This is a genomic window from Bradyrhizobium sp. USDA 4474, assembly GCF_054057515.1.
In genome coordinates, this window is record NZ_JBSRZJ010000002.1 from 3,032,793 (window position 1) to 3,058,510 (window position 25,718).

General features: G+C 64.2%; 25 protein-coding genes. 16 read left to right on the top strand and 9 right to left on the bottom strand.

What is annotated here, in order from left to right:
* Positions 1–91 precede the first annotated feature (91 nt).
* Positions 92–2,359 carry a phosphoenolpyruvate--protein phosphotransferase gene (gene ptsP / locus ACVW16_RS16230; RefSeq protein WP_456700171.1) on the top strand — a complete coding sequence of 756 codons (2,268 nt, stop codon included), beginning with the start codon at positions 92–94 and terminating at the stop codon, positions 2,357–2,359.
* A gap of 58 nt (positions 2,360–2,417) precedes the next feature.
* Positions 2,418–3,503, top strand: a complete 1,086-nt coding sequence (prfA, locus tag ACVW16_RS16235; RefSeq protein WP_456700172.1) for a peptide chain release factor 1 — start codon at positions 2,418–2,420, stop codon at positions 3,501–3,503.
* 15 nt (positions 3,504–3,518) lie between these two features.
* Here the strand turns inward: prfA and ACVW16_RS16240 are convergent, their stop codons facing one another.
* Together ACVW16_RS16240 and ACVW16_RS16245 are read right to left on the bottom strand one after the other, a co-directional pair.
* Positions 3,519–3,998, bottom strand: a complete 480-nt coding sequence (locus ACVW16_RS16240) for a MarR family winged helix-turn-helix transcriptional regulator (RefSeq protein ID WP_456736972.1) — start codon at positions 3,996–3,998, stop codon at positions 3,519–3,521.
* A gap of 110 nt (positions 3,999–4,108) precedes the next feature.
* Positions 4,109–4,726, bottom strand: coding sequence for a hypothetical protein (locus ACVW16_RS16245; RefSeq protein WP_456736971.1), 618 nt, complete (start codon positions 4,724–4,726; stop codon positions 4,109–4,111).
* A 250-nt stretch (positions 4,727–4,976) separates the two neighbouring features.
* Between ACVW16_RS16245 and ACVW16_RS16250 the strand changes: the two genes are divergently transcribed.
* The 4 genes from ACVW16_RS16250 (at position 4,977) to ACVW16_RS16265 (ending at position 9,835) form a co-directional block, all read left to right on the top strand.
* Positions 4,977–6,311: a substrate-binding protein gene (locus tag ACVW16_RS16250; RefSeq protein ID WP_456736970.1), complete on the top strand. Its 1,335-nt coding sequence runs from the start codon at positions 4,977–4,979 to the stop codon at positions 6,309–6,311.
* Positions 6,312–6,411: 100 nt separating this feature from the next.
* The gene (locus ACVW16_RS16255) at positions 6,412–7,287 is read left to right on the top strand and encodes a branched-chain amino acid ABC transporter permease (protein ID WP_456736969.1); all 876 of its coding nucleotides are present in this window, start codon (positions 6,412–6,414) and stop codon (positions 7,285–7,287) included.
* Between the two features lie 11 nt (positions 7,288–7,298).
* Positions 7,299–9,140, top strand: coding sequence for a branched-chain amino acid ABC transporter ATP-binding protein/permease (locus ACVW16_RS16260; RefSeq protein ID WP_456736968.1), 1,842 nt, complete (start codon positions 7,299–7,301; stop codon positions 9,138–9,140).
* On the top strand, positions 9,137–9,835 hold the full coding sequence (locus ACVW16_RS16265; RefSeq protein ID WP_456700178.1) for an ABC transporter ATP-binding protein: 699 nt from the start codon (positions 9,137–9,139) through the stop codon (positions 9,833–9,835). Before ACVW16_RS16260 ends, ACVW16_RS16265 begins: the two co-directional genes overlap by 4 nt.
* Here the strand turns inward: ACVW16_RS16265 and ACVW16_RS16270 are convergent, their stop codons facing one another.
* Positions 9,836–10,261 (bottom strand): HIT family protein, encoded by a 426-nt coding sequence (locus ACVW16_RS16270; RefSeq protein WP_456736967.1) that lies wholly within the window; start codon positions 10,259–10,261, stop codon positions 9,836–9,838.
* 91 nt (positions 10,262–10,352) lie between these two features.
* On the opposite strand from ACVW16_RS16270, the gene prmC reads away from it, so the two are divergent.
* From prmC to ACVW16_RS16285, 3 genes are all read left to right on the top strand, one after another.
* A complete protein-coding gene (gene prmC, locus ACVW16_RS16275; protein WP_456700180.1) occupies positions 10,353–11,249 on the top strand; it encodes a peptide chain release factor N(5)-glutamine methyltransferase in 897 nt (298 codons plus the stop codon).
* 462 nt (positions 11,250–11,711) lie between these two features.
* Positions 11,712–12,497 (top strand): DUF4167 domain-containing protein, encoded by a 786-nt coding sequence (locus tag ACVW16_RS16280; RefSeq protein WP_456736966.1) that lies wholly within the window; start codon positions 11,712–11,714, stop codon positions 12,495–12,497.
* Between the two features lie 229 nt (positions 12,498–12,726).
* A protein-coding gene (locus ACVW16_RS16285) for an IS630 family transposase (RefSeq protein WP_456738136.1) occupies positions 12,727–13,675 on the top strand; the annotation gives its coding sequence in 2 pieces (ribosomal slippage) (positions 12,727–13,062 and positions 13,064–13,675; 948 coding nt in all).
* 6 nt (positions 13,676–13,681) lie between these two features.
* Here the strand turns inward: ACVW16_RS16285 and ACVW16_RS16290 are convergent.
* The gene (locus ACVW16_RS16290) at positions 13,682–14,422 is read right to left on the bottom strand and encodes a methyltransferase domain-containing protein (RefSeq protein WP_456700182.1); all 741 of its coding nucleotides are present in this window, start codon (positions 14,420–14,422) and stop codon (positions 13,682–13,684) included.
* Between the two features lie 108 nt (positions 14,423–14,530).
* Between ACVW16_RS16290 and gloB the strand changes: the two genes are divergently transcribed.
* The 3 genes from gloB (at position 14,531) to ACVW16_RS16305 (ending at position 16,646) form a co-directional block, all read left to right on the top strand.
* Positions 14,531–15,298: a hydroxyacylglutathione hydrolase gene (gene gloB, locus ACVW16_RS16295; RefSeq protein WP_456700183.1), complete on the top strand. Its 768-nt coding sequence runs from the start codon at positions 14,531–14,533 to the stop codon at positions 15,296–15,298.
* Between the two features lie 107 nt (positions 15,299–15,405).
* Entirely contained in the window at positions 15,406–15,828 is a 423-nt protein-coding gene (locus tag ACVW16_RS16300) for a cupin domain-containing protein (protein WP_456700184.1), read from the top strand.
* A 134-nt stretch (positions 15,829–15,962) separates the two neighbouring features.
* Positions 15,963–16,646: a flavin reductase family protein gene (locus ACVW16_RS16305; RefSeq protein WP_456736965.1), complete on the top strand. Its 684-nt coding sequence runs from the start codon at positions 15,963–15,965 to the stop codon at positions 16,644–16,646.
* A gap of 7 nt (positions 16,647–16,653) precedes the next feature.
* Here the strand turns inward: ACVW16_RS16305 and yddG are convergent, their stop codons facing one another.
* The 3 genes from yddG to ACVW16_RS16320 form a co-directional block, all read right to left on the bottom strand.
* The gene (yddG, locus tag ACVW16_RS16310) at positions 16,654–17,523 is read right to left on the bottom strand and encodes an aromatic amino acid exporter YddG (RefSeq protein ID WP_456700185.1); all 870 of its coding nucleotides are present in this window, start codon (positions 17,521–17,523) and stop codon (positions 16,654–16,656) included.
* A gap of 100 nt (positions 17,524–17,623) precedes the next feature.
* Complete coding sequence (gene phbB / locus ACVW16_RS16315; protein ID WP_092231271.1) at positions 17,624–18,349, bottom strand: acetoacetyl-CoA reductase; 726 nt, start codon at positions 18,347–18,349, stop codon at positions 17,624–17,626.
* Between the two features lie 245 nt (positions 18,350–18,594).
* Positions 18,595–19,773 carry an acetyl-CoA C-acetyltransferase gene (locus ACVW16_RS16320; protein WP_092231435.1) on the bottom strand — a complete coding sequence of 393 codons (1,179 nt, stop codon included), beginning with the start codon at positions 19,771–19,773 and terminating at the stop codon, positions 18,595–18,597.
* A gap of 303 nt (positions 19,774–20,076) precedes the next feature.
* Between ACVW16_RS16320 and phaR the strand changes: the two genes are divergently transcribed.
* Both phaR and ACVW16_RS16330 read left to right on the top strand, forming a co-directional pair.
* Complete coding sequence (gene phaR, locus ACVW16_RS16325) at positions 20,077–20,673, top strand: polyhydroxyalkanoate synthesis repressor PhaR (RefSeq protein ID WP_456700186.1); 597 nt, start codon at positions 20,077–20,079, stop codon at positions 20,671–20,673.
* 103 nt (positions 20,674–20,776) lie between these two features.
* Positions 20,777–21,397 carry a class I SAM-dependent methyltransferase gene (locus ACVW16_RS16330; RefSeq protein WP_456700187.1) on the top strand — a complete coding sequence of 207 codons (621 nt, stop codon included), beginning with the start codon at positions 20,777–20,779 and terminating at the stop codon, positions 21,395–21,397.
* Positions 21,398–21,399: 2 nt separating this feature from the next.
* On the opposite strand, the gene ACVW16_RS16335 is transcribed toward ACVW16_RS16330, so the two are convergent.
* A complete protein-coding gene (locus ACVW16_RS16335; protein WP_456736964.1) occupies positions 21,400–22,287 on the bottom strand; it encodes a branched-chain amino acid aminotransferase in 888 nt (295 codons plus the stop codon).
* Positions 22,288–22,438: 151 nt separating this feature from the next.
* On the opposite strand from ACVW16_RS16335, the gene ACVW16_RS16340 reads away from it, so the two are divergent.
* Entirely contained in the window at positions 22,439–23,374 is a 936-nt protein-coding gene (locus ACVW16_RS16340) for an alpha/beta hydrolase (RefSeq protein WP_456736963.1), read from the top strand.
* Positions 23,375–23,593: 219 nt separating this feature from the next.
* Complete coding sequence (locus ACVW16_RS16345) at positions 23,594–25,177, top strand: diguanylate cyclase (protein WP_456736962.1); 1,584 nt, start codon at positions 23,594–23,596, stop codon at positions 25,175–25,177.
* Between the two features lie 67 nt (positions 25,178–25,244).
* Here ACVW16_RS16345 and ACVW16_RS16350 read toward each other — a convergent pair whose 3' ends face one another.
* On the bottom strand, positions 25,245–25,709 hold the full coding sequence (locus ACVW16_RS16350; RefSeq protein WP_456736961.1) for an Lrp/AsnC family transcriptional regulator: 465 nt from the start codon (positions 25,707–25,709) through the stop codon (positions 25,245–25,247).
* Positions 25,710–25,718: the final 9 nt, after the last annotated feature.

Sequence of the window (25,718 nt, forward strand, 5' to 3'; positions counted from 1 at the left end):
CCGGACAAACAATTTGATTGTTTTTCTGGAGTTTTAGGCCAGCCGCCGGCCAATATCGCCGGGCCCGGCAGACGGAGGAGATTGACGGTTCATGCGGAGCGCGTCGGGAGGTCCCCGCGTCTTGTTGAGACGGCTCCGCGAAACCATGGCGGAGCAAGTCTCGGCCCAGGAGCGGCTGGACAAGATCGTGGTGCTGATCGCCGCCAACATGGTGGCTGAGGTGTGCTCGGTTTATGTGCTGCGCATCGACAACACCCTCGAGCTCTATGCCACCGAAGGCCTCAACCGCGAGGCCGTGCACCATACCGTGCTCAGCGCCCACGAAGGTCTGGTCGGCCTCGTTGCCAGCGAGGCGACGCCGCTCAATTTGAACGACGCCCAAAGCCACCCGGCCTTCTCGTTCCGCCCGGAGACCGGCGAAGAAATCTACCACTCCTTCCTCGGCGTGCCGATCCTGCGCGCCGGCAACACGCTCGGCGTGCTGGTGGTGCAGAACCGCGCCAAGCGCACCTATGTCGAGGAAGAGCTCGAGGCGCTGCAGACCACCGCCATGGTGCTGGCGGAGCTGATCGCATCAGGCGAATTGTCCGCGCTGGCCCAACCCGGCCTGGAGCCGGCCGCACGCCATTCGACGCAGAAGGCCGGCGCCATCCTCTCGGAAGGCATCGCGCTCGGCCATGTCGTGCTGCATGAGCCGCGCGTCGTCATCAAGGACTACATCGCCGAGGACCTGCCGAAGGAAATCAAGCGGCTCGACACCGCGCTCGCCAAGCTGCGCTCGGATCTCGACCGCATGCTGGAGCGCGGCGACGTCGCCGAAGGCGGCGAGCATCGCGACGTGCTCGAAGCCTACCGCATGTTCGCCAACGACCAGGGCTGGTCGCACAAGCTGCACGAGGCCGTGGCCACCGGCCTCACGGCGGAGGCCGCAGTCGAGCGCGTCCAGTCCGACACCCGCGCCCGCATGCTGCGCGTCACCGATCCCTATCTGCGTGACCGGCTGCACGATCTCGAGGATCTCGGGTACCGCCTGATGCGGCAGCTGGTCGGCCAGGACCATGCGCCCTCGCGCGAGCAGATGCCCGACAACGCCATCGTGATCGCGCGCGCCATGGGGCCCGCCGCGCTGCTCGACTATGACCGCAAGCGCCTGCGCGGCATCGTGCTGGAGGAAGGCACCGCCAACTCGCATGTCGCGATCGTGGCGCGCGCGCTCGGCATTCCCGCCGTGGGCGAGGTGCCGAACGCACCCGGCATTGCCGACCCCGGCGACGCCATCATCGTCGACGGCACGTCGGGCGCGATCTATGTGCGGCCTTCGCAGGAAGTCGAGGCAGCCTATGCCGAACGCGTGCGCTTCCGCGCCCGCCGTCAGGCGCAATATCTGGCCCTGCGTGACCGCCCTTGCGTCACCAAGGATGGCCAGAAGGTCGAGCTGCTGATCAATGCGGGGCTTGCGATCGACCTGCCGCATATCGAGGACACCGGCAGCGCCGGCATCGGCCTGTTCCGCACCGAGCTGCAATTCATGGTCGGCCAGAGCCTGCCGCGCACCAGCGACCAGCTCGCGCTGTACCGCGCCGTGCTGGATGCCGCGGGCAGCAAGCCCGTCACCTTCCGCACCCTCGACATCGGCGGCGACAAGGCGCTGCCCTATATGGAGACGGTGATCGAGGAGAATCCCGCGCTCGGCTGGCGCGCGATCCGGCTGGGGCTCGACCGTCCCGGCCTGTTGCGGGGCCAGATCCGCGCGCTGTTGCGCGCCGGCGGCGGCCGTGCGCTGCGGATCATGTTCCCGATGATCTCGGAGGTCGCCGAGTTCGATTCGGCGAAGGCGCTGGTCGAGCGCGAGCTGACCTATCTGCGCCAGCACGGCCATACGCTGCCGGAGCGCATCGACATCGGCACCATGGTCGAGGTGCCGGCGCTGCTCTATCAGATGGACGAACTCCTGAAGAAGGTCGACTTCATCTCGGTCGGTTCCAACGATCTGTTCCAGTTCCTGTTCGCGGTCGATCGCGGCAATGCCAAGGTCTCCGAGCGCTTCGACACCATGTCGGCGCCGATCCTGCGTGCGCTGCGCGACATCGCGCAAAAATCGCAGGCTGCGAAGAAATCGCTGTCGCTCTGCGGTGAAATGGCCTCGAAGCCGATCGGCGCGCTGGCGCTGATCGCGATGGGCTACCGCTCGCTGTCGCTGTCGGCCACCGCGCTCGGCCCGGTCAAGGCGATGGTGATCGACCTCGACGCCAGGAAGGCCGAAGCGATGCTCGGCCCGCTGCTGGATGCGCCGACGGGAAGCGTCTCGATCCGGCAGAAGCTGACGGAATTTGCCGAGGCCGAAGGCTTGGCGTTGTAGCGGACCTGCCGCTCGTTGTTCGCCGCCTCACGTCCCGCCGCCTTTTGAGAGCAAATCGATGTCGTCACTCCCCGAAGCCAAACTGGATGTCCTGCTCGCGCACCACGCCTCGCTCGAGGCCGAAGCGCTGGGACAGCTCTCCTCCGAGCGCTATGTGCAGGTCACGCGCGAGCTCGCCGAGATCAATCCGCTGATCGACGCGGTGAAGACCTATCGTTCCGCGGTGAAGGAACTCGCCGACACCGAGGCGCTGATATCAGATCCGGCCACTGATGCCGAGATGCGCAGCATGGCGGAAGCCGAGCGCGACGAGCTCAATTCGAAGATCGAGGACCTCGTCCAGAAGATCCGCGTCGCGCTGCTGCCCAAGGATGCCATGGACGACCGCAACGTGGTGCTGGAAATCCGCGCCGGCACCGGCGGCGACGAGGCGTCGCTGTTCGCCGGCGATCTGTTCCGGATGTACGAGCGCTTTGCGAGCTTGCAGGGCTGGAAGGTCGAAGTGATCTCGGCGAGCGAAGGCACCGTCGGCGGCTTCAAGGAAATCATCGCGGAGGTCCAGGGCCGCGGTGCGTTCTCCAAGCTGAAGTTCGAGTCCGGCGTGCATCGGGTCCAGCGTGTGCCCGACACCGAGACACAGGGGCGCATCCACACATCCGCTGCAACGGTCGCGGTGCTGCCCGAGGTCGAGGACGTCGACGTCGAGATCAAGAACGACGATTTGCGGATCGAGACCATGCGCGCGCAAGGGGCCGGCGGCCAGCACGTCAACAAGACCGAATCGGCGATTCGCATCACCCATATCCCCACCGGCATCGTGGTGATGATGCAAGACAGCCGCTCGCAGCATAAGAACCGCGCCTCCGCCATGAACATCCTGCGCTCGCGCATCTACGACGCCGAACGGCAGCGCGTCGACGCCGCGCGCTCGGCCGAGCGCAAGGAGAAGGTCGGCTCCGGCGACCGCAGCGAGCGCATCCGCACCTATAATTTTCCACAAGGGCGCGTCACCGACCACCGCATCAACCTGACGCTCTACAAGCTGCCGCAGGTGATCGCGGGCGAAGCGCTCGGCGAATTGACCGATGCGCTGACCACGGAGCACCAGGCGGCACAGCTCGCCGCGCAAGGAGCCGGGGCTTGACCGGCGGCTCGTCGCTCACGCCCCGCCGGACTCGCCGAACGACTTCAAAAGACGGTTCAGAGCCGGGCTGGCGGCACGGCGAAGTTCCTCGAGGTTCTTCCGCGAGAGCGCCTGGAGCTTCTGCTCGCCTTTCTTCGTCAGCTTGAGATGGACGCGCCTGGCATCTTCGCGATCAGCGACGCGACTGACCAGGCCCAGTTTTTCGATCCGATCAATCAGCTCGACAGCGGAGTGATGCCGGATCAGCAGAAACTTCGCGACATCACCGACGGTTGCGGGACCGGGACGGACAAAACCCTTGATGCCGAGCAGCGCCTGGTGCTGCGTCGGCGTCAACCCCTGCTCTGCAGCCGCCGCCTCGCTGAATGCCAGAAAGCTCCGGATCTGGTAGCGGAACTGTGCCAGCGCTGCGTAATCGGAAGCCCGCATCGCGCTGCCGGCGCGCCCGGCTGACGTCACCACACCGGACCGCTGCGCCTTCTTCGCCTGAACCATGCCCACCTCGACCATGCCACCCGCCGCCACGGGAGACTTAGCCTAAAGTAGCAAGCGACCGCCGCCGGACCAACCGGCCGGATTCAGCGATGCACAGCTATCCAAGCGCCTTATTCGAAGCTGGACAGCAGGATTTTCACCAGGATGACCTGAAACGCGATCGGGATGCGGACGCTCTTTCGCCGGATCGAACGCTGAAGTGCGCCGACGATCTCGGCCCCGCTCAGGCTGCCGGCCGACGCATTGTTGATCAGCTCTGCCCACATCTGCGACAGCGAGCCGCCCGCTGGAAGCACCGGCTTGATGGTGACGCCGGATCCCTGCGCCCAATCGACGATCTCGCGCAGGGTGTGCGGACCGCAATTGCGCGCAGTCGCAAGGCGCTCGGCCGTCAGCGCGCGCAGCAGTTCGCGCGAGGGCGACCAATTCCCTTTCGGGGGCTGCTCGCCGGTGAGCTCGACTGCGAGCTCCTTCAGCACGTTCTGGGCCCGCACGCTCAGTCGCTTCATCGGCGCCGGCGCGCGCTTCGCCTGAACGGATCCGACGGCCGGTCCGCGCTCGCGGGTTGGCCGGTTGCGTGGCTCGGACAATCTGGGGGCATCGCCGGATTGAGACGGGACGCGCTGGTCGCCGCCCTCCCCGGAAGGCCGCGCAGCCTCCTGCCGCTCCGCCTCTTGCGGCCAGGATCGTCGCTTGTCGGCACCTGCCACTGTCGTCTGCCGCGCCATTTCTTTCGCCGAACCCGCCAGCTTCGTACTCACAAAGACTAATATATATCGCTCTCCGATATGTTTTCACGACATAATTTTGGTCGTTCGACCAAAGGCGAAATTGACAGACGGCCTTCACAAGCAATGCTTAGGTCCAAGAGCTACACGCGGATGTGACGTGCCCGGCGCGGGCAGGCCCATGGGGCCGGCCGCCGCCGGATAAGTCGTGTTTGCCTGCAAACAAGAACGACGTTCGGAGGAAACGACCATGACTGACGATCTCATCCGCCGCGGTCTCTCGCGCCGTGGCCTGCTCCAGACCACCGCGGGCCTGATCGGCGGCTCGATGCTGCCGGCGATGCCGGCATTTGCCGACGACAAGCCGGCGATCGGCACCTATCCCGCGGGCGTATCCGGTTCCACCGCCTTCATCGGCATCTCCGTGCCGCGCACGGGAACCTACGCCGTGCAGGGCGAGGACGAGCTCAAGGGCTATCAGCTCGCGATCGAGCACATCAACGAAGGCCACGAATTGATCAAGAAGATCTCGCCCAAGACCAGCAAGGGCGTGCTCGGCAAGGAGCTGAAGTTCGGCGTTGCCGACTCCGCGGCCAAGCCCAATGAGGCGGTGCAGGCGCAGCAGCGCTTCATCAGCGAGAACAAGGCGATCATGATCACCGGCGGCACCTCGAGCGCCGTCGCGGTCGCGCTCAACAAGCTCGCCCAGCGCGAGCATGTGATCTTCGTGTGCGGCATTTCCGGCTCGAACGACACCACCGGCAAGGATTGCGTGCGTTACGGCTTCCGCCAGAATTTCTTCGGCCAGACTGCGGCTGCGGCGATCGGGCCGGTGATGGTGCGGGAGTTCGGCAAGGGCAAGAAGGCCGCCTATCTCACGCCTGACTACACCTATGGCCATACCGTCACCAAGTCGATGCAGGACTTCCTCGCGACTGCCGGCTGGACCACTGCGACCAACCAGGTCGCCCCGCTCGGTGCGCCCGACTATTCCTCATATCTGCTGAACGTCGCCAATTCCGGCGCCGACGTGCTCATCAACGTCAATTGGGGCCACGATGCGGTGCTGTCGACCCAGCAAGCGAAGCAGTTCGGCGTGCTCGACAAGATGAAGCTGGTCGTGCCCTACCAGGTGCCCTTCATCGCGCGCGAAACCGGCGGCCTGATGCAGGGCGTCTATGCCGCGACCGATTATTGGTGGACGATCGAGGACAAGTACCCACTGGCCAAGATGTTCAACGAGGCATTCGAGAAGAAATACGGATACAAGCCGGAATGGGGCGCCGAGAACGCCTATGTCAGCTTCGCCCATTGGGCCCGCATGTGCGAGGAAGCCGGCAGCTTCAATCCGCCCGACGTCATCAAGGCCTATGAGAAGGGCGAGACCATCCCCTCGCTCGTCGGCGACGTGCATTACCGCCCCGAGGATCACCAGTGCGTCCGACCCGTCATCATCGTCAAGGGCAAGCAGCAGAAGGACATGAAGAACAAGGAAGACTGGTACGACGTCGTCGAGATCGTCCCGGGCGAGAGCCTGATGCAGAAGCCCGACGCCTTCGGCTGCCATCTCGGCGACTACACCTGAGCCCGAGCTAACCCCCTGTGACGCCGTAGGCCGTGACTCTGGACCTGCGGCGTCACCTTTTTGACGCAAGCTCTTCGCGCGTCACAACAGCGATCGCCGCATGATAAGTTGGCCCAATCTCGTTTCGCAGCTTTTCAACGGGCTCGCGCTCGGCGCCCTGCTTGCGCTGATCAGCTCCGGCCTGACCATCATCTACGGCACGCTCGGCGTGCTCAACCTCGCGCATGGCGCGATGTTCATGATCGGCGGCTATGCCGGCTTCGTCACCTACCAGTACACGGATTCGTTCATCCTCGCCGTGATCGCGGGCTCGCTGTTCGTGATGCTGCTCGGCGTGGTTATGGAAAGAACCATCATTCGGCATTTCTACCACCGCCCGCACGAGGACCAGTTGCTCGTCACCTTCGGGCTCGGCATCTGCTTCGTCGAGATCATCCGGCTGATCTTCTCCAGCCAGTCGCAGATCGTGCCGCCGCCGGCACTATTCCAGGGCATCACCAATCTCGGCTTCATGTTCTATCCGACCTACCGCCTCGCGGTCGTCGGCATCGTCGCGATCGCGCTCGGCGCGCTGTTCATCATCCTCTACCGAACCCGGCTCGGCATGATCGTGCGCGCCGGCATCGAGGATTCGGTGATGGTCGATTCGCTCGGCATCAACGTCTACCGCGTCTTCATGATCGTATTCGGCATCGGCGCAATGGCTGCAGGCTTCGCCGGCATCGTCAACGCGCCGGTGGTGTCGCTGACACCCGGTATCGGCGACGACATCCTGGTCCAGACCTTCGTGGTGGTGGTGATCGGCGGCGTCGGCTCGTTCCCCGGCGCGATTCTCGGCGGCCTGATCGCCGGGGAGATCATCAGCGTCACCTCCATGTTCAACCCCGGCTATGCCTATGTGATGCTGTTTGCGGCGATGACGCTCGTGCTCGTGGTACGACCGCATGGCCTGCTCGGCGTCCAGGGCCGCGAGTAAGTGATCCGCTGATGCTCAAGCAACGTCCGTTCCTGATCGAGACACTGACGGCCATCGGCCTGATCGTGGCACCCTTCGTGCTGCCCCATCTCGGCTTCGCGCCGAACACCGTGAACCGGATCCTGGTCTGGGGCCTGTTCGGCCTCGGCTTCGACATCCTGTTCGGCTTCACCGGCCTGTTGTCGTTCGGCCAATCCGCCTTCTACGGCACCGGCGGGTTCGTCGCCGCCTACCTGCTGACCCGCGCCGGCTTCAGCAACGTGCTCGGCGCGCTGGTCATCGGCATGATCGCGGCGGCAGCGACCGGCTACCTGATCGGACTGATCGCGCTGCGACGTACCGGGATCTACTTCGCCATGATCACGGTGGCGATCGCGGAAGTGTTCTTCTTCGTCGAGTTCAATCCGCTCTCCGATTTCACCGGCGGTGAAAACGGCCTGCCGGGCGTACCGACGCCGAGCTTCAATCTCGGCTTCACGACCGTCCATTTCACAGATGGGTGGTCGCTCTATCAGTTCATCGCGCTGTGCTATTTCATCGGCGTCATCATCGCGCTCAGGATCGTGCGGTCGCCGGTGGGGGCGATCTTCAGCGCCATCAGGGACAACCCGCTGCGCGCCACGGCCGTGGGTCACAACATCCACGGCTACAAGCTGACCGCCTTCGTGATCGCCGCCGCGTACGCCGGCTTCGCCGGTGGCCTGCTCGGCGTGCTTCAGGCCTTCATGCCACCCGACGCCTTCACCTTCGACACATCAGGCCAGCTCGTGATGCAGACGGCCATCGGCGGCCGCGGCACGCTGTTCGGGCCGCTGGTTGGCGCAACCGTCTGGCTCTTCCTGCAGGATTTCCTCCAGTCCGCGCTGGGCTTAGGCGCCGCCTGGAAGCTCGTGCTCGGCGTCGTGTTCGTGCTGCTGGTCTGTTTCCTGCGCGGGGGCATCATCGGCGGCCTCGTCGATCTCTACGGCCTCTTCTCCGGCAGGCGTCGGAAGGTTGCGGAGAGGGAGGAGGACTCCCAGGCCGGGCCTGCACTCGAGGCGCCGCCCGCGCCGATGCAGGCCAGGGAGGTCCAGCACCCCGCCTATTCCGGGCCGATCCTGAAAGCCACCGGTCTCACCAAGCGCTATGGCGGCCTCGTCGCCAACAGCGACATCGATTTCAGCGTCGATCAAGGCGAGCTGCGCGGCATCATCGGGCCCAACGGCGCCGGCAAATCGACCTTCTTCAAGATGCTGACCTGCGAGATCCCGCCGACCTCCGGCCGGATCATGTTCGAGGGACGCGACATCACGGGATTGAAGGTCACTGACGTCTGCCAGCTCGGACTGACCAAGAGCTACCAGGTCAATCAGCTCTTCACCGGCCTGACGGTGCGGCAGAACCTGACGATCGCAGCACTCGCCGAGCTGCGCGGAAAATTCCGGCTTGACCTCTTCCGCTCGCTGTCGCGCGTCAAGGGCCTGACCGAGCAGGTGGAGCACACGCTGGCGCTGGTCAACCTGACGCGCCGTGCCGACACGCAGGTCGCCGAGCTCGCCTATGGCGAGAAGCGCAGGCTGGAGATCGGGCTTGCCCTCGCCACCTCGCCCCGCCTGCTGCTGCTCGACGAGCCGCTCGCCGGCATGAGCCCGCGCGAGCGGGTCGAAACGGTCAAGCTGCTCAAATCGATCGCGCGCGGCCGCACCATGATCATCATCGACCACGACATGGATTCGCTGTTCGAGCTGGTCGAACGCGTGACGGTGCTGCAGGAAGGCTGTGTGCTGGTCTCCGGCACGCCCGAGGAAATCAAGACCAACGCCGCGGTGCAGGAAGCCTATCTCGGCGGCGTGCACGGAGAGATCGCCGCATGAGCCTGATCGAGGTCGACGGCCTGAACAGCTATTACGGGGACTCCCACATCCTGTTCGACGTCGCCATGCGCGTCGAGCAGCACGAGGTGGTGGCACTGCTCGGCCGTAACGGCGCCGGCAAGAGCACGACGCTGAAGAGCCTGATGGGCGTGGTGACGCCACGCAGCGGCAGCGTGAAGTTCGACGGCATCGACATCGCCGGACGCAGGAGCCACAAGATCGCACAAGCGGGCATGCAGCTCGTCCACGAGGAGCGCCGCATCTTCGGCAGCCTCTCGGTCGAGGAGAACATCCTCCTCGCCGGGATCACCGCGCCGAAACGCTGGCCGCTCGGGCGCATCTACGAGATGTTTCCGCGGCTGAAGGAGCGGCGCAGCAACCGCGGTACCGAGCTCTCCGGCGGCGAGCAGCAGATGCTGGCGATCGCGCGGGCGCTGGTGCGCGATCCCAAGATCGTGCTGCTGGACGAGCCGTTCGAGGGGCTCGCGCCGGTCATCGTCCACGACCTCGTCAAGGCCTGCCGCGAGCTCGCGGCAGCCGGGCAGACGATCGTGCTGGTCGAGCAGAATTTGGCTGCGACGCTGGCGCTGGCGAGCCGGATCTACATCATCAACAATGGCCACATCGTGCACGAGGGCCCTGCGAACGAGCTCAAGGCCCAGCCGGAGCTGCTACAGCGCTATCTCGGCGTTTGATCAGCCGCTCAGCGCCGCGATCATCCGCTTGGCATGATCAGCAAGGACGGCCATGTCCTCCTTGCGTGTCTGCGCCGGCAAAAGTTCGACGCCGGCCCTGACCGGCATCACATGCATGTGCAGATGAAACACCACCTGCCCGCTGGCCGGCTCGCTGAACTGCTGCAGGATGATGCCTTCCGCATCGAACGCCTTCATGGCCGCGACCGCGATCCGCTTCGCGCTCCGCGCGACTGCGGCGAGATCATCGTCGGCGATGTCGAGGATGCCACGCGCCGGCGCCCTCGGAATGACCAGCGTATGGCCGGGCGAGCGCGGCATGATGTCGAGAAATGCGAAGCTGCGCTCGTCCCTGAACACCTCGAAGCAGGGAATCTCGCCGCGCAGGATCTTTGCGAAGACATTCTGATCGTCATAGACCGTCATGGATGTCCTCCCTTCGGCTGCGCGGTCATCAAACGCGCTCCTTTCCGTTGACGCAAGCAAGGTCGCCGATCTATCCACGATGCCAGGCAGGATGGTTCCATTGGCGACAGGCTTCGATTCCGGACACAGCATCGAGAGCGCGCGGCGCGCGCTCTCGGCGCGGCTGCAGGAGGCCGGCATCGAGGAGCCGTCTCTCGATGCGCGCCTGCTAGTCGGCGCCGTGCTGGGGCTGGATCTGACCGGCCTGATCACCCAAGCAGCGCGAGACCTCACGCCAGAGGAGGCTACGCGGCTCGAAGGATACGCGCAGCGAAGGCTCGCGCATGAACCGGTCGCCCGCATTCTCGGCGTCAGGGAATTCTGGGGGCTGCCATTCCGGCTGTCCGAGGCGACGCTGGTACCACGGCCGGATACCGAGACAGTGGTCGAGCTGGCGCTCGAGATATTTCGCGAACGCACGATCCCGGGACGGCGCCCGCGCATCGCCGACATCGGCACCGGGTCCGGCGCCATTCTGCTCGCACTGCTGCACGAGATCCCGGACGCATTTGGCGTCGGCACCGATCTCAGCCTCAGCGCACTCGACACCGCCAGAGCGAACGCGGATGCCCTCGGCCTGGCCGATCGCGCCGCCTTCGTCGCCTGCTCCTATGCGTCGGCGCTTGGCGGCCCGTTCGACCTGATCGTGTCGAATCCGCCCTACATTCCCGCGGGGGAAATTCCGAAGCTGAGCATCGAGGTGCGCAACCACGATCCGCATCTGGCGCTCGACGGCGGCAATGACGGCTATGACGCCTATCGCGCCCTGATCCCGCAGGCCGCCGAACGGCTCGTGCCCGGCGGCGCCCTGATCGTCGAGGTCGGCCAAGGCCAAGCCGGTAATATTGAAACCTTGATGGCCGCCGCCGCGTTATCGATCGACAGGCCGCCCAGATCGGACCTGGCGGGTATTGCCAGGGCCGTCTCGGCCCGAAAAATGCCCCCATAAAAGCCGGATTGGGCGCGAAAAACCTCTTGGAATATCCCGTGGGAACGACTACGTTCCGGTCAGCACATCGGTACCGGCCCCGTAGACCTACGGACGAAAGCCGGGCTCTCGGGCGAGAGCTTTACTGATTAAAGGTTCCAAGCCGCAGGTCCTGTTGAGCGCGATAGCACGTCAAGCTGCGCTGCTTACCGACCGCAAAGTGAACGAAAGCCTGATATTGCGCTTGAAGACTTACGCAACAAAGCTGGGCTTGTTTCGGCAGGTGATATGAGTGGGTTCGCTGGCAATGAATGCTGGCGGGTGGGGAACGCGTCTTTGTTGAACGCGACGGTCGACGAACATCGGCAGGGTCTGATTCGCTCTTGCGCGCGGTGCGCGCGAGAGATGTGAACCGCTGTCATCGGGTCACTCTCTGCAATCGGTAATGCGTGCAACCTTTAGGGCTGGAATTAAAGGCAGGACATGAGAAACGGTCAGAACAAGCAGCGGATGCGCAACCGCAACAACAATAACAACAACAATAACCGGCGCGGCCAGAACCCGATGACCCGGGTCTATGAATCGAACGGACCCGACATCAAGATCCGCGGTACCGCCTCGCACATCGCCGAAAAATATCTTCAGCTTGCGCGTGACGCGCGCTCCTCGGGTGACCCGGTTGCCGCCGAAAACTACTACCAGCATGCCGAGCACTATTTTCGGTTGATTGCAGCGGCCCAGGAGCAGTTCCGCCAGAATCAGCAGCCCCGCGGCGACGAGCCGATCAGCACCAGCAGCGGCGACGATGGCGAGGACGACGGCGAGAATTTCTCGAATTTCGGCCAGGAGCCGGGCTTCGTTCCACAGCCGCCCCAACAGCAGCCCTTCATGCGTGACCGCGACGGCCAGCGCGATCACCAGCGCGACTACCAGCAGCGCGACAACCAGCAGCCCTATCAGCGCGATCAGCAGCAGCCGCGCGAGCACCGCGAACGCGACCACCGTCCGCAGCCGCAATATCATCAGCAGCCGCAACCGCAGAACCAGCCGCAGCCCGTCGTTGCCGATGCCGGCAACGTCGATCGCCTGCCGTCCTTCATCACCGGCGCGCAGCCGCAGACGAATGCGGCTCCGGGCGGCTTTGAGGGTGGCAATCCCGGCGGCGGCGAGCGCTATCCGCGGCGCCGTCGCCGGCCGCATAATGGCCCGCGTCCCGAGCGCGAGGCGGCTCCGGCCGCGACCAGCGACGACCTCGCCCCCGGCGAGTAAGGCGCAGCAAAGCTAGCGATTGGGGTGGATTTCAATCGTCCCGGCCTCGCCGGGACGATTTGTTTTTTGAAACGTCAAATTGGCGGAACTGCAGCGGCAGGCACAGTCACCTCTCCCCGGCGGGGAGAGGGGAAGCTAGAGCGGTTCACGAATTTATTGAATCGGAAGGGATTCCGGATCGGAGACGAATATGATTCAAGATGCTGGCTGGGATGGAGGCCAGCATCCGATGGTCCGACCAATTTCCAATGATCTGCGTAAGCGTGCGGTTGCGGCAGTTGTAAAGGGCGAGAGCTGCCGCTCGGTAGCAACACGGTTTGGGGTTGCGGTTTCGTCGGTTGTGAAGTGGTCGCAGCGTTATCGGACGACCGGCTCGGTAGCGCCCGGAAAGATGGGCGGCCATCGCAAGCCCGTGCTTGAGCCACATCGCGCCTTCATCAAGGAGCGGATCAGTCAGACGCCGCATTTGACGCTTCACGCCCTCAAGGACGAGCTTTTCGCGCGCGGGGTCAAGGTCTCCCACAATGCGGTTTGGCTGTTTCTACGGCGCGAGGGACTGCGGTTCAAAAAAAACGCTGCTCGCCCTCGAGCGAGCTCGCTCCGACATCGCGCGTAGACGCCAGCGCTGGCGCTCATGGCAGGCCAAACTCGATCCCCGGCGCCTGGTCTTTATCGACGAGACCTGGATCAAAACCAATATGGCCCCACTGCGCGGATGGGGACCAAAAGGCGAGCGGGTGCGCAGCTTCACGCCACATGGTCACTGGCGGACGCTGACATTCCTTGGCGCATTGCGCTGTGACCGTCTCACCGCACCCTGCCTGTTCGATGGCCCGATCAACGGCGAATGCTTCCGCGCCTATGTCCAGCAGGTTCTCGTCCCGCAGCTTCAGCCGGGTGACATCGTCATCTTGGACAATCTCGGCAGCCATAAATCGGCTGCCCTGCGCAGCCTGATCAAAGCCGCCGGCGCCAGGCTCTGGTACCTACCGCCATACTCCCCCGACCTCAATCCGATCGAACAAACCTTCGCCAAGATCAAGCACTGGATGCGCTCCGCCCAGAAGCGCACGATCGACGACATTTGTCGCCATATCGGCGGCCTCATCACAACCATCCAGCCCAACGAATGCAGCAACTACTTCGAAAACGCCGGATACGCTTCCATCAAAACGTGAAACGCTCTAGGTCCGGGTCACCGTCGAGGACGGCACCAGCACCGGCTTCAACGAGGGAATCAGCCGCGCCCGTTCGCGCTTGGCGGGGATCGCACGATAGACCTGCTTGGTGGCTTCGACGATATGGACCCCGGCAAAAGGCAATGACAGCGCCGCGCCGGCGCGCTCCCACATCTGCGCCGATTTCAGGACCCAGCGGCCCGCATAAGGCGGCATGAACAACGCCTCGCCCCAGGCGGTCGGCGTGAACCAGGTCTGACGCAGCAGGTCCGTGATCTGCGAGCGTGAATAGGGACGGCCGTGGCCGAAAGGCGTGTTGTCGCTGCGCGTCCAGACCCCGCGCCGGTTCGGGATCACGGCGATGACGCGGCCGGACGGCGACAGCACCCGCCAGACCTCACGTAGCAGCGCGGCCGGATCGTCGGACATTTCGAGCGCATGGACCAGCAGGATGCGGTCCACCGCGGCTTCGGGAAGCGGCAGCGAGAACTCGTCGACGAGTGTGGCGAGCGCCGGTCTCCCGGTCGGCCATTTCAGCACGCCCTGGGCCGCCGGCATGAAGGCAATGCAGCGCTCGGCGTCCTCGCGGAACAGCCCGAGGTATGGCGTGGGATAGCCGATGCCGAGCACGCGCTGGCCCCCGGCACTCGGCCAGCGCTCTCTTATGCCGCGGTTGATCATTTGCCGCGCCACAATCCCCAGGCGACGGGAATAGAACTCGCGGAGGTCGACGACATCCATGCTCATGGCGGCAATGTAACATGCACAAGGTAGCGGCTGTGCGCGGAATATTGCATTGCCTGCGCAACGTTAACGCCATATTTGTCTGGCGGGGCTGAGCGCGATGGAGACGTCATGGCTGCCGAAATTCGTACTTTCAGCTGTTTAAACGACAATTTCGGTTACCTGATCCACGATGTGGAAACCAGGGCCACCGCATCGATCGATGCGCCGGAAGCCGGTCCCATCATCCAGGCGCTGGAGCGCGAGGGTTGGCAACTCACCGACATCCTGATCACCCATCACCATGGCGATCATGTCGGCGGGGTCGCCGAACTCAAGCAGAAATACAATTGCCGCGTCGTCGCGCCGCACGACAAGTCGGCCAGAATCGCTGACGTCGATTTGCGCGTCGCCAATGGCGATGTGGTCAAGGTCGGTACGCTGCTGGGGCGCGTGCTCGAGACCCCCGGCCATACGCTCGATCACATCTCCTACGTATTCGACACCGAGAAGACGCTGTTCGCCGCCGACACGCTGTTCTCGATCGGCTGCGGCCGCGTGTTCGAGGGCACCTATCCGATGATGTGGGACTCGCTGTTGAAGCTGCGAGCCCTGCCCGACGATTTCAAGCTCTATTGCGGACACGAATACACGGCGTCCAACGTCAAGTTCGCGCTCACCGTCGATCCCGACAATGCGGCGCTGCAGGCGCGCGCGGCGGAGGTTGCGAAGCTGCGGGCGGACAACAAGCCGACCATCCCCTCACTGCTTGGTGAAGAGAAGCGAGCAAACGTGTTCCTGCGTGCGGATGAACCCTCGATCGCAGCCAGGCTACACATGAAGGGTGCAGAGGCTGCCGCGGTGTTCGGCGAATTGCGCGAGCGCAAGAACAAGTCCTGAAGGCCAGGTTCTGAAGACCAGGTCCTCAAGGCCAGGTCCCGAAGGCCAGGTCCCGAAGGCCAAGTCCCGAAGACTAACTCCTCGAGAACAAGCCCTGACGGGGATCGATGCCGACCGCAGCCGAGATCATCGCGCGCCTCGAACTCCGCCCGCATCCCGAGGGCGGGCATTACCGCGAAACCTTTCGCGACCAGACCACCGACGCCAATGGCCGCTCGCGGTCGACCTCGATCTATTACCTGCTCGCGCGCAACGAGCGCTCGCACTGGCATCGCATCGATGCGGTCGAGACCTGGCACTTCTACGCCGGCAGCCCCTTGATGCTCCGTATCGCCCACGACGGCTGCTCCCAGCACGAGGTGCGGCTCGGCACAGACCTTGTGAGCGGCGAACGGCCACAGGCGATCGTGCCGGCAGACGCGTGGCAGATGGCGGAGACGTCAGGCGAGTGGACGCTGGTCGGCTGCACCGTGGCACCCGCCTTCGAGTTTGCAAAATTCGAGCTCGCGCCGAAAGGCTGGGAGCCGTAGAGATTCTTGTTTGACGCGTTTTCTTTACGCGAACCGGTATCCACTTCGCTCGAAAACGCTCTGCTATCCGGAATCGGGTGGGTTCGATTCGCTTCCCCCGCTACGACTGCGCTTCCAGTCAACAGGAGCGTACGATGCACGGAACACTCGGTCCCGCCGCCGTCCAGATCGACCCGGCCATTTTGTATTTTGGAACGCCGGTCGTCCTGATCGGATCGACCAATGACGACGGCACTCACAATCTCGCACCGATGTCCTCGGCATGGTGGGTCGGCTGGCGCTGCATGCTTGGGCTCGCGCGCAACTCGAAGACCACCGAGAACATGATTCGCAGCGGCGAATGCGTGCTCAATCTGCCCTCGGCCGATCTTGTCGGTGCCGTCGACCGCCTTGCTCGCACCACGGGCTCGGATCCCGTGCCGCCAGGAAAACTCTATCGCGGCTATCGGCACGAGAAGGACAAGTTCGAACTCGGCGGTCTGACGGCGTTGGCAGGCGAAACGGTCAGCGCGCCGCGCGTGGCCGAGTGTCCGGTGCAGATCGAAGCCAAGGTTGCTTATGTGCATGAGATGGCCCAGGACGATACGGCCTGGGGCGGCAATCTCACCGCGGTCGAGGTCCGCGTCACCCGCGTGCACGCGCATCCCCATATCATGATGGATGGCGTGCCGAACCGCATCGATCCGGACCGATGGCGGCCGCTGATCATGAGCTTCCAGGAATTCTATGGCCTGACGTCGCAACGCTTGCAGCGCTCCGAGCTTGGGCGGATTCCGGAATCGACGTATCGGCCGCCGGGCTGGCAGCCGGCGCTCTGAGCGCGTCTCAACGCTTCCGCAGCACCATGTCCTTCGCCGCGATCAGGCCGCCCCCGGCGATCAGGATCGCGGCGATGGCGATGTTGGCGCTGGCTTTGGCAAAGCCGGCGGCGATGAGAAAGCCGGTCGACAGGAGCGGCGTCGCATAGGAGGCGGCACCGAGCACGCGGATGTCGCCGCGCTTCATGCCGATGTCCCAGGCGTAGAAGGCGGCACCGACGGGGCCGATGCCGAGTCCGATCACGGCAAGCCAATGCAACGCAGTCTCGGGCCACACCGTGGTTTCCACCACACCATGCATCAACGCGGCGAGCATCGATGTGGCGAGGCAGAAGCCGGCGACAGCGTCGGTGGGCACCGCCTTCAGGCGCCGCGACAACACCGAATAGGTCGCCCAGACGAAAGCGGCGATGAAGGCCGCGATCAATCCCGGCACCGCGCCCGGCGCGAAGCCGGAGGTGTTGCCGGCAAACAGCAGCACGGTGCCGACGAGGCCGAGCACGGCGCCGATGATGTGATGCATGGCCAGCCGCTCGCCCGGCAGAAAGGACGAGAACAGCACGATCAGCAGCGGCCACATGTAGTTCAGGAGGCCGGCCTCGGCCGGCGGCGCGAATCGCAGCGCGAGGAAATACAGCGCGTGGTAGCCGAACAAGCCACCGACGCCGACCACCCATACGACCAGGGGCTGACGCAGGCTCTTCGCCGCGTCGCCGCGGCCGATCCAGGTCAGCAGACCGACGAGACCGCCGATCGCAAAAGTCATCGCAGCGAGCTGAAACGCCGGGATCTTGCCGGTGGCCACCGTCATCACTGACAGCAGCGACCACATCAGGATCGCGGTCAGTCCGACCAGTGTTGCCGTGCGCGGATTCATTGATTGAGAGGCTCTGAGGACGCTTATGCCCGGCACGGGGCCGGGCATAGCGCCTTCAATATCGTCTTGTCGCGCCTGACGCTACCGGCTTGGCGCCCGATCAGGCGTGGTACTGACCGCCGTTGATGGTCAGGGTCGAGCCGGTGATGAAGCCGGCTTCCTCGGCCGCCAGGAACACGACCGCGCGCGCAATCTCTTCCGGCTCGCCGAGCCGGTTGACCGGGATCTGCGGGATCACGTTCTTTTCCAGAACGTCCTTTGGCACCGCCTGCACCATCTCGGTGTTGATGTAACCCGGCGCGATCACGTTGACAGTGATGCCGCCCTTGGCATTCTCGAGCGCCAGCGCCTTGGTGAAACCGATGTCGCCGGCCTTCGCCGCGGAATAATTGACCTGACCGAACTGCCCCTTCTGGCCGTTGATCGACGAGATCGAGATGACGCGGCCGAACTTGCGGGCGCGCATGCCCTCGATCACCTGTCGCGTCATGTTGAACAGCGAGCCGAGATTGGTGTTGATCACGGCGTTCCACTGTTCGAGCGTCATCTTGTGGAAGGCGGTGTCGCGGGTAATGCCGGCATTGTTGACGAGGATGTCGACGGGGCCGAGTTCGGCCTCGACCTTCTTCACGCCCTCGGCACAGGCATCGAAATTGCTGACGTCCCACTTGTAGACGGAGATGCCGGTCTCGGCCTTGAACTTCTCTGCCGCCGCATCATTGCCGGCATAGCTCGCCGCGACCTTGTAGCCGGCCGCCTTCAGCGCCTTGCTGATCGCAGCACCGATGCCGCGCGTCCCACCCGTGACCAATGCAACTCGTGCCATAGTGTATTCCTTCCCTTGGACTCTTCGGACGTTTCTCAGTGATGGTGTTTTAGATGCGGATTATGCGGTTGGTTTGACGGACATCAAGAACAAAACGCCCGGCGTTGAGCCGGGCGTTTGTATTTAGTCGAAGCTTGCGCGGTTGCGAAGAATAATTGATTTGCAACCGCTGCTTTTTTGGTCGCGTGCAACGCACTCACCGTCGTGTGCAGCGCACGCGCTGGTTCATCAGCCGGATGTCAGCTTCAGTCGCGCGCCAGACACATGGCGATACCCATGCCGCCGCCGATGCACAGCGTGGCGAGGCCCTTCTTCGAATCGCGCTTCTGCATTTCGTGCAGCAGCGTCACCAGCACGCGCGCGCCGGACGCGCCGACCGGATGGCCGATCGCGATCGCGCCGCCATTGACGTTGACCTTCGACGTATCCCAGCCGAGATCCTTGTTGACGGCACAAGCCTGCGCCGCGAAGGCCTCGTTGGCCTCGATCAGGTCGAGGTCGCCGACGTTCCAGCCGGCCTTCTTCAGCGCCGCGCGCGAGGCCGGGATCGGGCCCGAGCCCATGATCTTCGGATCGACGCCGGCCTGCGCCCACGACACGATACGCGCGAGCGGCTTCTTGCCTTCCTTGGCGGCCTGCTTCGCGGTCATCAGCACCACGGCGGCAGCGCCGTCATTGATGCCCGAGGCCGAACCCGCGGTCACCGTGCCGTCCTTCTCGAAAGCCGGACGGAGCTTCGCCATCGCATCGAGCGTGGCGCCATGACGCGGATATTCGTCGGCGCTGACGACGGTATCGCCCTTGCGGCCCTTGATCGTGACGGGGACGATCTCGTCGTTGAACTTGCCGGCCTTCTGCGCAGCTTCGGCCTTCTGTTGCGAGGCGACCGCGAACTCGTCCTGCTGGGCACGCGTGATCTGCCACTGCCGTGCGACGTTCTCCGCGGTGTTGCCCATATGGTAGCCATTGAAGGCATCCCACAGGCCGTCCTTGATCATGGTGTCGACGAACTCGACGGCGCCCATCTTGACGCCGCCGCGCAGATACTGGGCGTGCGGGGCCATGCTCATGGATTCCTGGCCGCCGGCAACCACGATCTCGGAATCGCCGTTGAGCAGCGCCTGATAGCCAAGCGCGACCGTGCGCAGGCCCGAGCCGCAAAGCTGGTTCACGCCCCAGGCCGGGCTTTCCACCGGAATGCCGGCGCCGATCGAGGCCTGACGGGCGGGGTTCTGACCCTGAGCAGCAGTCAGGATCTGGCCCATGATGACCTCGGAGACCCGGCCGGGCTCGATGCCACCGCGCTCCAGCGCGGCCTTGATGGCGATGGCACCAAGATCGTGGGCGGGAAGGGTCGCGAAGGCTCCGTTGAAGCTTCCGACCGGGGTGCGGGCGGCGCTGACGATGACGACATCGTCTGACATGGGCATCTCCTGGGGTTCAAAGGGGGCAGACGGGGCTGGGAAACGGCTCGCCAGTCTCGGATGGCATCCTGTTAACGTCATTGCGGCATGTCAATCGGAAGGTCGCCGAATTCATCCCGCAGCGCATTCAAAATAGCGTTCTTGGCCATTTCGCAAGCACGTTTTTGCTGTGCGATTAACCGTGCCGCACAAAACGGTAGCGTGCCCCCTTTGAAAATGCTTACTTTGTTGCGTTGCGTACTCTTCCCGCCCTGCGGCATTGGCCCCGCAGGTTCCCGTTCTCAGCGCTACGAGTGAGAGCCCATGGCGAAATCAGACCAACCCACCACCATCAAGAAATACGCGAATCGCCGGCTCTATAACACCGGGACGAGCACCTATGTGACGCTGGAAGACCTCGCCGCCATGGTCAAGGATGGCGAAGATTTCCTGGTCTACGATGCCAAGACCGGCGACGACATCACCCGCTCGGTGCTCGCCCAGATCATCTTCGAGCAGGAGAACAAGGCCGGCCAAAACCTGCTGCCGACGACCTTCCTGCGCCAGCTGATCCGCTTCTACGGCGACAGCATGCAGATGGTGGTGCCGAAATATCTGGAGCAGTCGATCGCGACGCTGACCCAGGAGCAGGAGAAGTTCCGCAAGCAGATCGCCAACACGCTGTCGGGCACGCCCTTCGCCCCGCTGGAAGAACAGGTCCGCCGCAACATGGAGCTGTTTCAGCAAACCTTCTCGATGTTCAAGCCGTTTGCTCCCAATGCGGGCCGGCCGGCAACGACCCCGGAGCCGGAGCCCGATGCCAGCGCCCCGGCGGCGACGGACAGCAATATCGACGACCTGCGCCAACAGATGAAGGACATGCAGGAACGCCTCGAGCGCATGTCGAAGAAGGACGAGTAGACACCTCCGCATTGACGCGTCCGCATGCGGCGGGCGCGCGAACTGCCTGTTGATTGCGGCATTGCCTTTGCGCGGTGCCGTCCCGGCGAAGGCCGGAGCTGCCATGTCCGACCGCACCACGCATTGGGACAACGTCTACGCCACGAAGGGCGAGGCCGAGGTCAGCTGGTTTCAGAATAGCCCGGCGATCTCGATCGAGATGATTCGCGCCGCCAATCCGGATCGCGACGCGGCCATCATTGATATCGGCGGCGGGGCATCGCGGCTGGCCGACGCACTGCTTCAGGACGAATACCGCAATCTCGCCGTGCTGGACCTCTCTGCCAACGCCCTTGAGGCAGCGAGGAAGCGAATCGGTGCAGCCGCATCGGCGGTCGACTGGATCGTTGCCGACGTGACCGCATGGCGACCGGTGAAGGCCTACGACATCTGGCATGATCGTGCCGCGTTTCACTTCCTGACCGATCCGCGCGACAGGGCCGCTTACGTCGAGCGTCTGCGATCGGCGGTTGCGGCGGGCGGACACGTCATCATCGCCACCTTCGCGCCCGATGGTCCGCAGACATGCAGCGGCCTGCCGGTGCAGCGACACGACAGCACGAGCCTTTCAAGGGAGCTCGGGCCGGAGTTCGAGCTGGTCGAGACGCGCGGCGACACCCATCACACGCCGTGGCATTCGACGCAGGCGTTTCAGTTCAGCCGCTTTCGACGGCGGGCTAGCTAGCGTCAGGCCGCCAGCTGCGCCGCATGGGCAAAATCCCAATAGAGCTTTCGCGCCTTGCTGTAGAGCGGGCCCGGCTTCAGCTCGCGTGCGTCGATGCGAATCACCGGCGCGACCTTCGCAAAATTGCCGGTGGAGAAGATCTCGTCTGCGGCAAGGAAATCCGCATAGCGCAGCGTCTTCTCGATCACGGTGACGCCATCGCTCCGGAGCAGGCCGATGACGCGCTGGCGGGTGATGCCGTTGAGGAAGGTGCCGTTCGGCACCGGCGTGAAGACCACGCCGTCCTTGGCCATGAACACGTTCGAATTGCCGAACTCCGCGACATTACCGAGCATGTCGAGCATCAGCGCATTCTGGAAGCCGCGCGAGGCCGCTTCCGCCAGCGCGCGCGAATTGTTCGGATAGAGGCAGGCCGCTTTGGCGTCGACGGGCGCGCATTCGGCCGTGGGCCTGCGAAACGGCGACAGTGTGATCGCATTGCCTGTCGGCTTCGGCATCGGCGCCTCGTAGATGCACAGGCACCAATTGGTGGTCTCGGGATCGAACAGCACCCCGCCGCCCGCACCGTGCTGGGCCCAGTACATCGGGCGGACATAGAGCTCGGCATTCCGCGCAAAGCGTGCAATGCCGTCGTTTGCGAGCGACATCCAGGTGTCGGCATCGACCACCGGCTTCAGGCCAAAATTGATCGCGGATTGATTGGCGCGGGCGACGTGACGATCGAGATCGGGCGCGACGCCTTCGAATGCGCGCGCACCATCGAACACCACCGAACCGAGCCAGGCCCCATGCGTGCGCGGTCCCATGATCGGCACGTTGCCGTCGTGCCATTTGCCTTCGAAGAAGGTCCAGCTCGGCGAATAGTCGATCGGTTTCTTGATCTCGGCCATGCCAGGCCTCCCCTCGAGAAATTTCCGGGCACTATTGCCCCGACTTCTAAACGATTTGCTGCGGCGAAGCATCAACTCTCCCCCTCGCAGGAGGTTGGGACGACATCTCGTCCAAACAGGTTATAATTTCGGCCCGGTCACGGAGTTTCCCATGCCGCTCGATCCACTCGCCAAGCGCTTGTTGACAATGATGGCTGCGGCCGCGCCGCAGGCGCGCAGCCGGCCCAGCATCGAGGCGCGACGTGAATCGCTGGCCAAGCTGATGCAGTTCGCGCGTGCCGAGGCGCCTGACGTGACCACGTCAGACGGTATGCTGCCCGGTCCCGGCGGAAAGCTGCCCTATCGGCTCTATTCGCCTGCCTCCGCCGGTGCGCGCGCGCCGGGTTTCGTGTTCTTTCATGGCGGCGGGCTCGTGGCCGGCAGTATTGCGACGCATGACCGCATTGCAGCGGCACTCGCGCATGCGACCGGCTGCCGCCTCGTCTCGATCGACTATCGGCTGGCGCCCGAGCACAAATATCCCGCCGCCGTGGACGACGCGATCGCGGCGACCGAATGGGTGGCGCGCGAGGCGTCCTCACTCGGCATCGATGCCGAACGGCTCGTGCTCGGCGGCGATTCCGCAGGCGCTACGTTGGCCGCGATCGTGTGCCAGGAGGCGGCGCAAAGCGCCGGTCTCTCGATCGTCGCACAATGCCTGATCTGCCCGGTGCTGGATTTCGAGGAGACTTCACCTTCGCGCGAGGCCTTCGCCGAAGGGCATCTGATCGACCGCGCCACCATCGAGGCCGATCTATCGGACTATCTGCCCGAGGGCCGGGATGCCGCCGATCCCCGCATCTCGCCCTTGCGCGCGACGCGGCTCACCGGGCTGCCGACCGCAATCATCCATACCGCCGAGTTCGACCCGATGCGCGACGAAGGCAACGCCTATGCGCGCAAGCTGCTCGCCGCGGGCGTCCCGGTCGAGCACGTCTGCCACGAGGGGATGGTCCACAATTTCCACGCCATGGGTGCGATCCTGCCGCAGGCTCAGCTCGTGCTGTCGCAGATCGGCGAGCAGGTGCGGCGAGCGGTAGAGGCATGAGAGCGTGAATCGCACACGCCCCGCGGGTCATGGTGGATATTGGTAAAGCGTAGCGCCTGCAATCGGCTGGATGACTCACTGGAGCGGTCGATCCCGCATTCCGCATCAACCGATCGTTAATCTTCATCCAAAAACATCAGACGCGTTAGATTGTCGCAAGGAACCTTGCGCGACATTGAGGCGGCATTGTCGCATGCCGTTCAGCCTTGGAGACCACGAATGTCCCGCTTGGTGCCGGAACGCACGTTCCTGGCCGGGAAGATCATCTTCAATTATGGCCAGTCGACCATCGACTGCGTCGTGCGTCGGCTAACTGACGAGGCCGCGACGCTGGAGATGCAGAGCGGCCTTGGCGTGCCCGACCGGTTCCAGCTCAGACTCGAGGGACGCGATATCCAGAGCTGCCGCATGGTCTGGCGATCTGACCGCCAGGTCGGGGTCGCCTTTGAACGGCCTGACAGCGTCGGGCGCCCCGCCGGCGACGAACAGGAGCGCTCGTCCGACTCGCTGATGCGCGCCCAGATGCTGGCCCTGCGTGCCGCCCTCGATCATGTGCCGACCGGCATCGTGCTGCTCGATTCAAGCCTCAGAGCTCGCCTGATCAACCGATCGTTTCGTCAAATGTGGCACCTGCCCGACGAGGTCGCCGATAGCAATCCATCCATTATCACCCTCCTCCTTCATGGACGCGACATCGGAGCCTACGAGGTGCCGGACCCCGCTCTCGATGCGCACGTCAAAGAACGAGTTCGCGTGGTCGAGGCAGGCGACCCGACGCCGGCCGATGTGCGTCGAACCAATGGTGATGTGGTGCGCGTGCAGGTGACGCCATTACCGGACGGTGGACGCATGCTGACCTATACGCCGGTGACCGACATCGTGCGCGCCTCGGACGAGTTGAAGCAGCTGCGGGATGCGCTGGAGAATGTCCAGGATGGCGTCCTGCTTCTCGATGCCGATCTGAGCGCCACCTTCATGAACAGACGCATGCGGCGCTTTTGGGATGTCAGTGAAGACCAGGCGGCGAGTCGGCCGGCCTATTCGTCGCTGGTGCGGCGCGTGCACCGCGCCAGCGCCCCCGATCTGCCGGCGAACGAACTGGCGAAATTTCCGGCGCGGCGCGTCGAAGAGGTCAAGGCCGGCGATCATGTGCGCGACCTCGAGACGCCGGACGGCCGACGCATCAGGGCCCATTGCACCACGATGTCCAACGGCGGCCGCATGCTGACCTATGTCGACATCACCGATCTCAACGACAAAGCCACCATGCTGGAGCGGCTGGCGACCACCGATCCGCTCACGGGCCTGTACAACCGCCGGCATTTCCTGGGTTCGCTCGACGCGGAATGGAGCCGCTTCCAGCGCTACTACCGCTCGGTCTCCGTCCTGATGCTCGATATCGATCATTTCAAGTCGGTCAACGACCGCTACGGTCACGCGGTCGGCGACGAAGCGATCAAGGCTGTTGCAGCTGCATGCAACGAGGGCAAGCGCAAATCCGATCTCGTCGGCCGCATCGGTGGCGAGGAGTTCGCGGTTCTGCTGCCCGAGACCAGCCTGTCGCGCGCCAAGCTCGTCGCCGAACGGATCCGCAAGCAGGCGATGGCGATCCGGCTGAGCGCTCATCAGGCGCAGTTCGGTGTCACGGTGAGCATCGGCATTGCGGAGGCCTCCGTCAGCATGTCCGGCATCGACGCACTGATGGGCGCAGCCGATCAGGCGCTCTACCAGGCCAAAGCCGAAGGCCGCAATCGCTGCATCGCCTGGAAACCCCCGCCGCCCGCGAGCAAGGCGGCGGAGTGATTGTCGCAACTGCCTGGCGGTCCGCCCCTGGCTCAAAGCAGGCGCTGTCCCCGATCGTCAAGACCGCTCAGAACTCCAGGGGCGCGTTGTCGACGACCTCCTTCATCACGAAGAAGGTGCGGGTCTGCCGGACGCCGGGCAGCGCAATGAGCTGCTCGCCGTGGATGCGGTTGAAATCTTCCATGTCGCCGACGCGGATCTTGAGGAAGTAGTCGAAATCGCCGGCGACGAGGTGGCAGTCGAGCACGAATTTCAGCCTGGCGATGGCCTGCTCGAAGGTGGCGAAGCTCTCCGGCGTGGATCGGTCGAGCACCACGCCGACCATCACCAGCGTGCCCTTCGCGACCTTCTTCGGTGCCACCATGGCGCGGACAGCGGCAATAAAGCCGTCCTCGAACAGGCGCTGGGTGCGGCGATGGCAGGTGGCAGGGCTGATCGCGACTGATACGGCCAGCTCGGCGTTGCTCAGCCTGCCGTTATTTTGCAGCAATCTCAACATCTTGAGGTCGATACGGTCGAGACGCCCCGACATGAAAGAAGC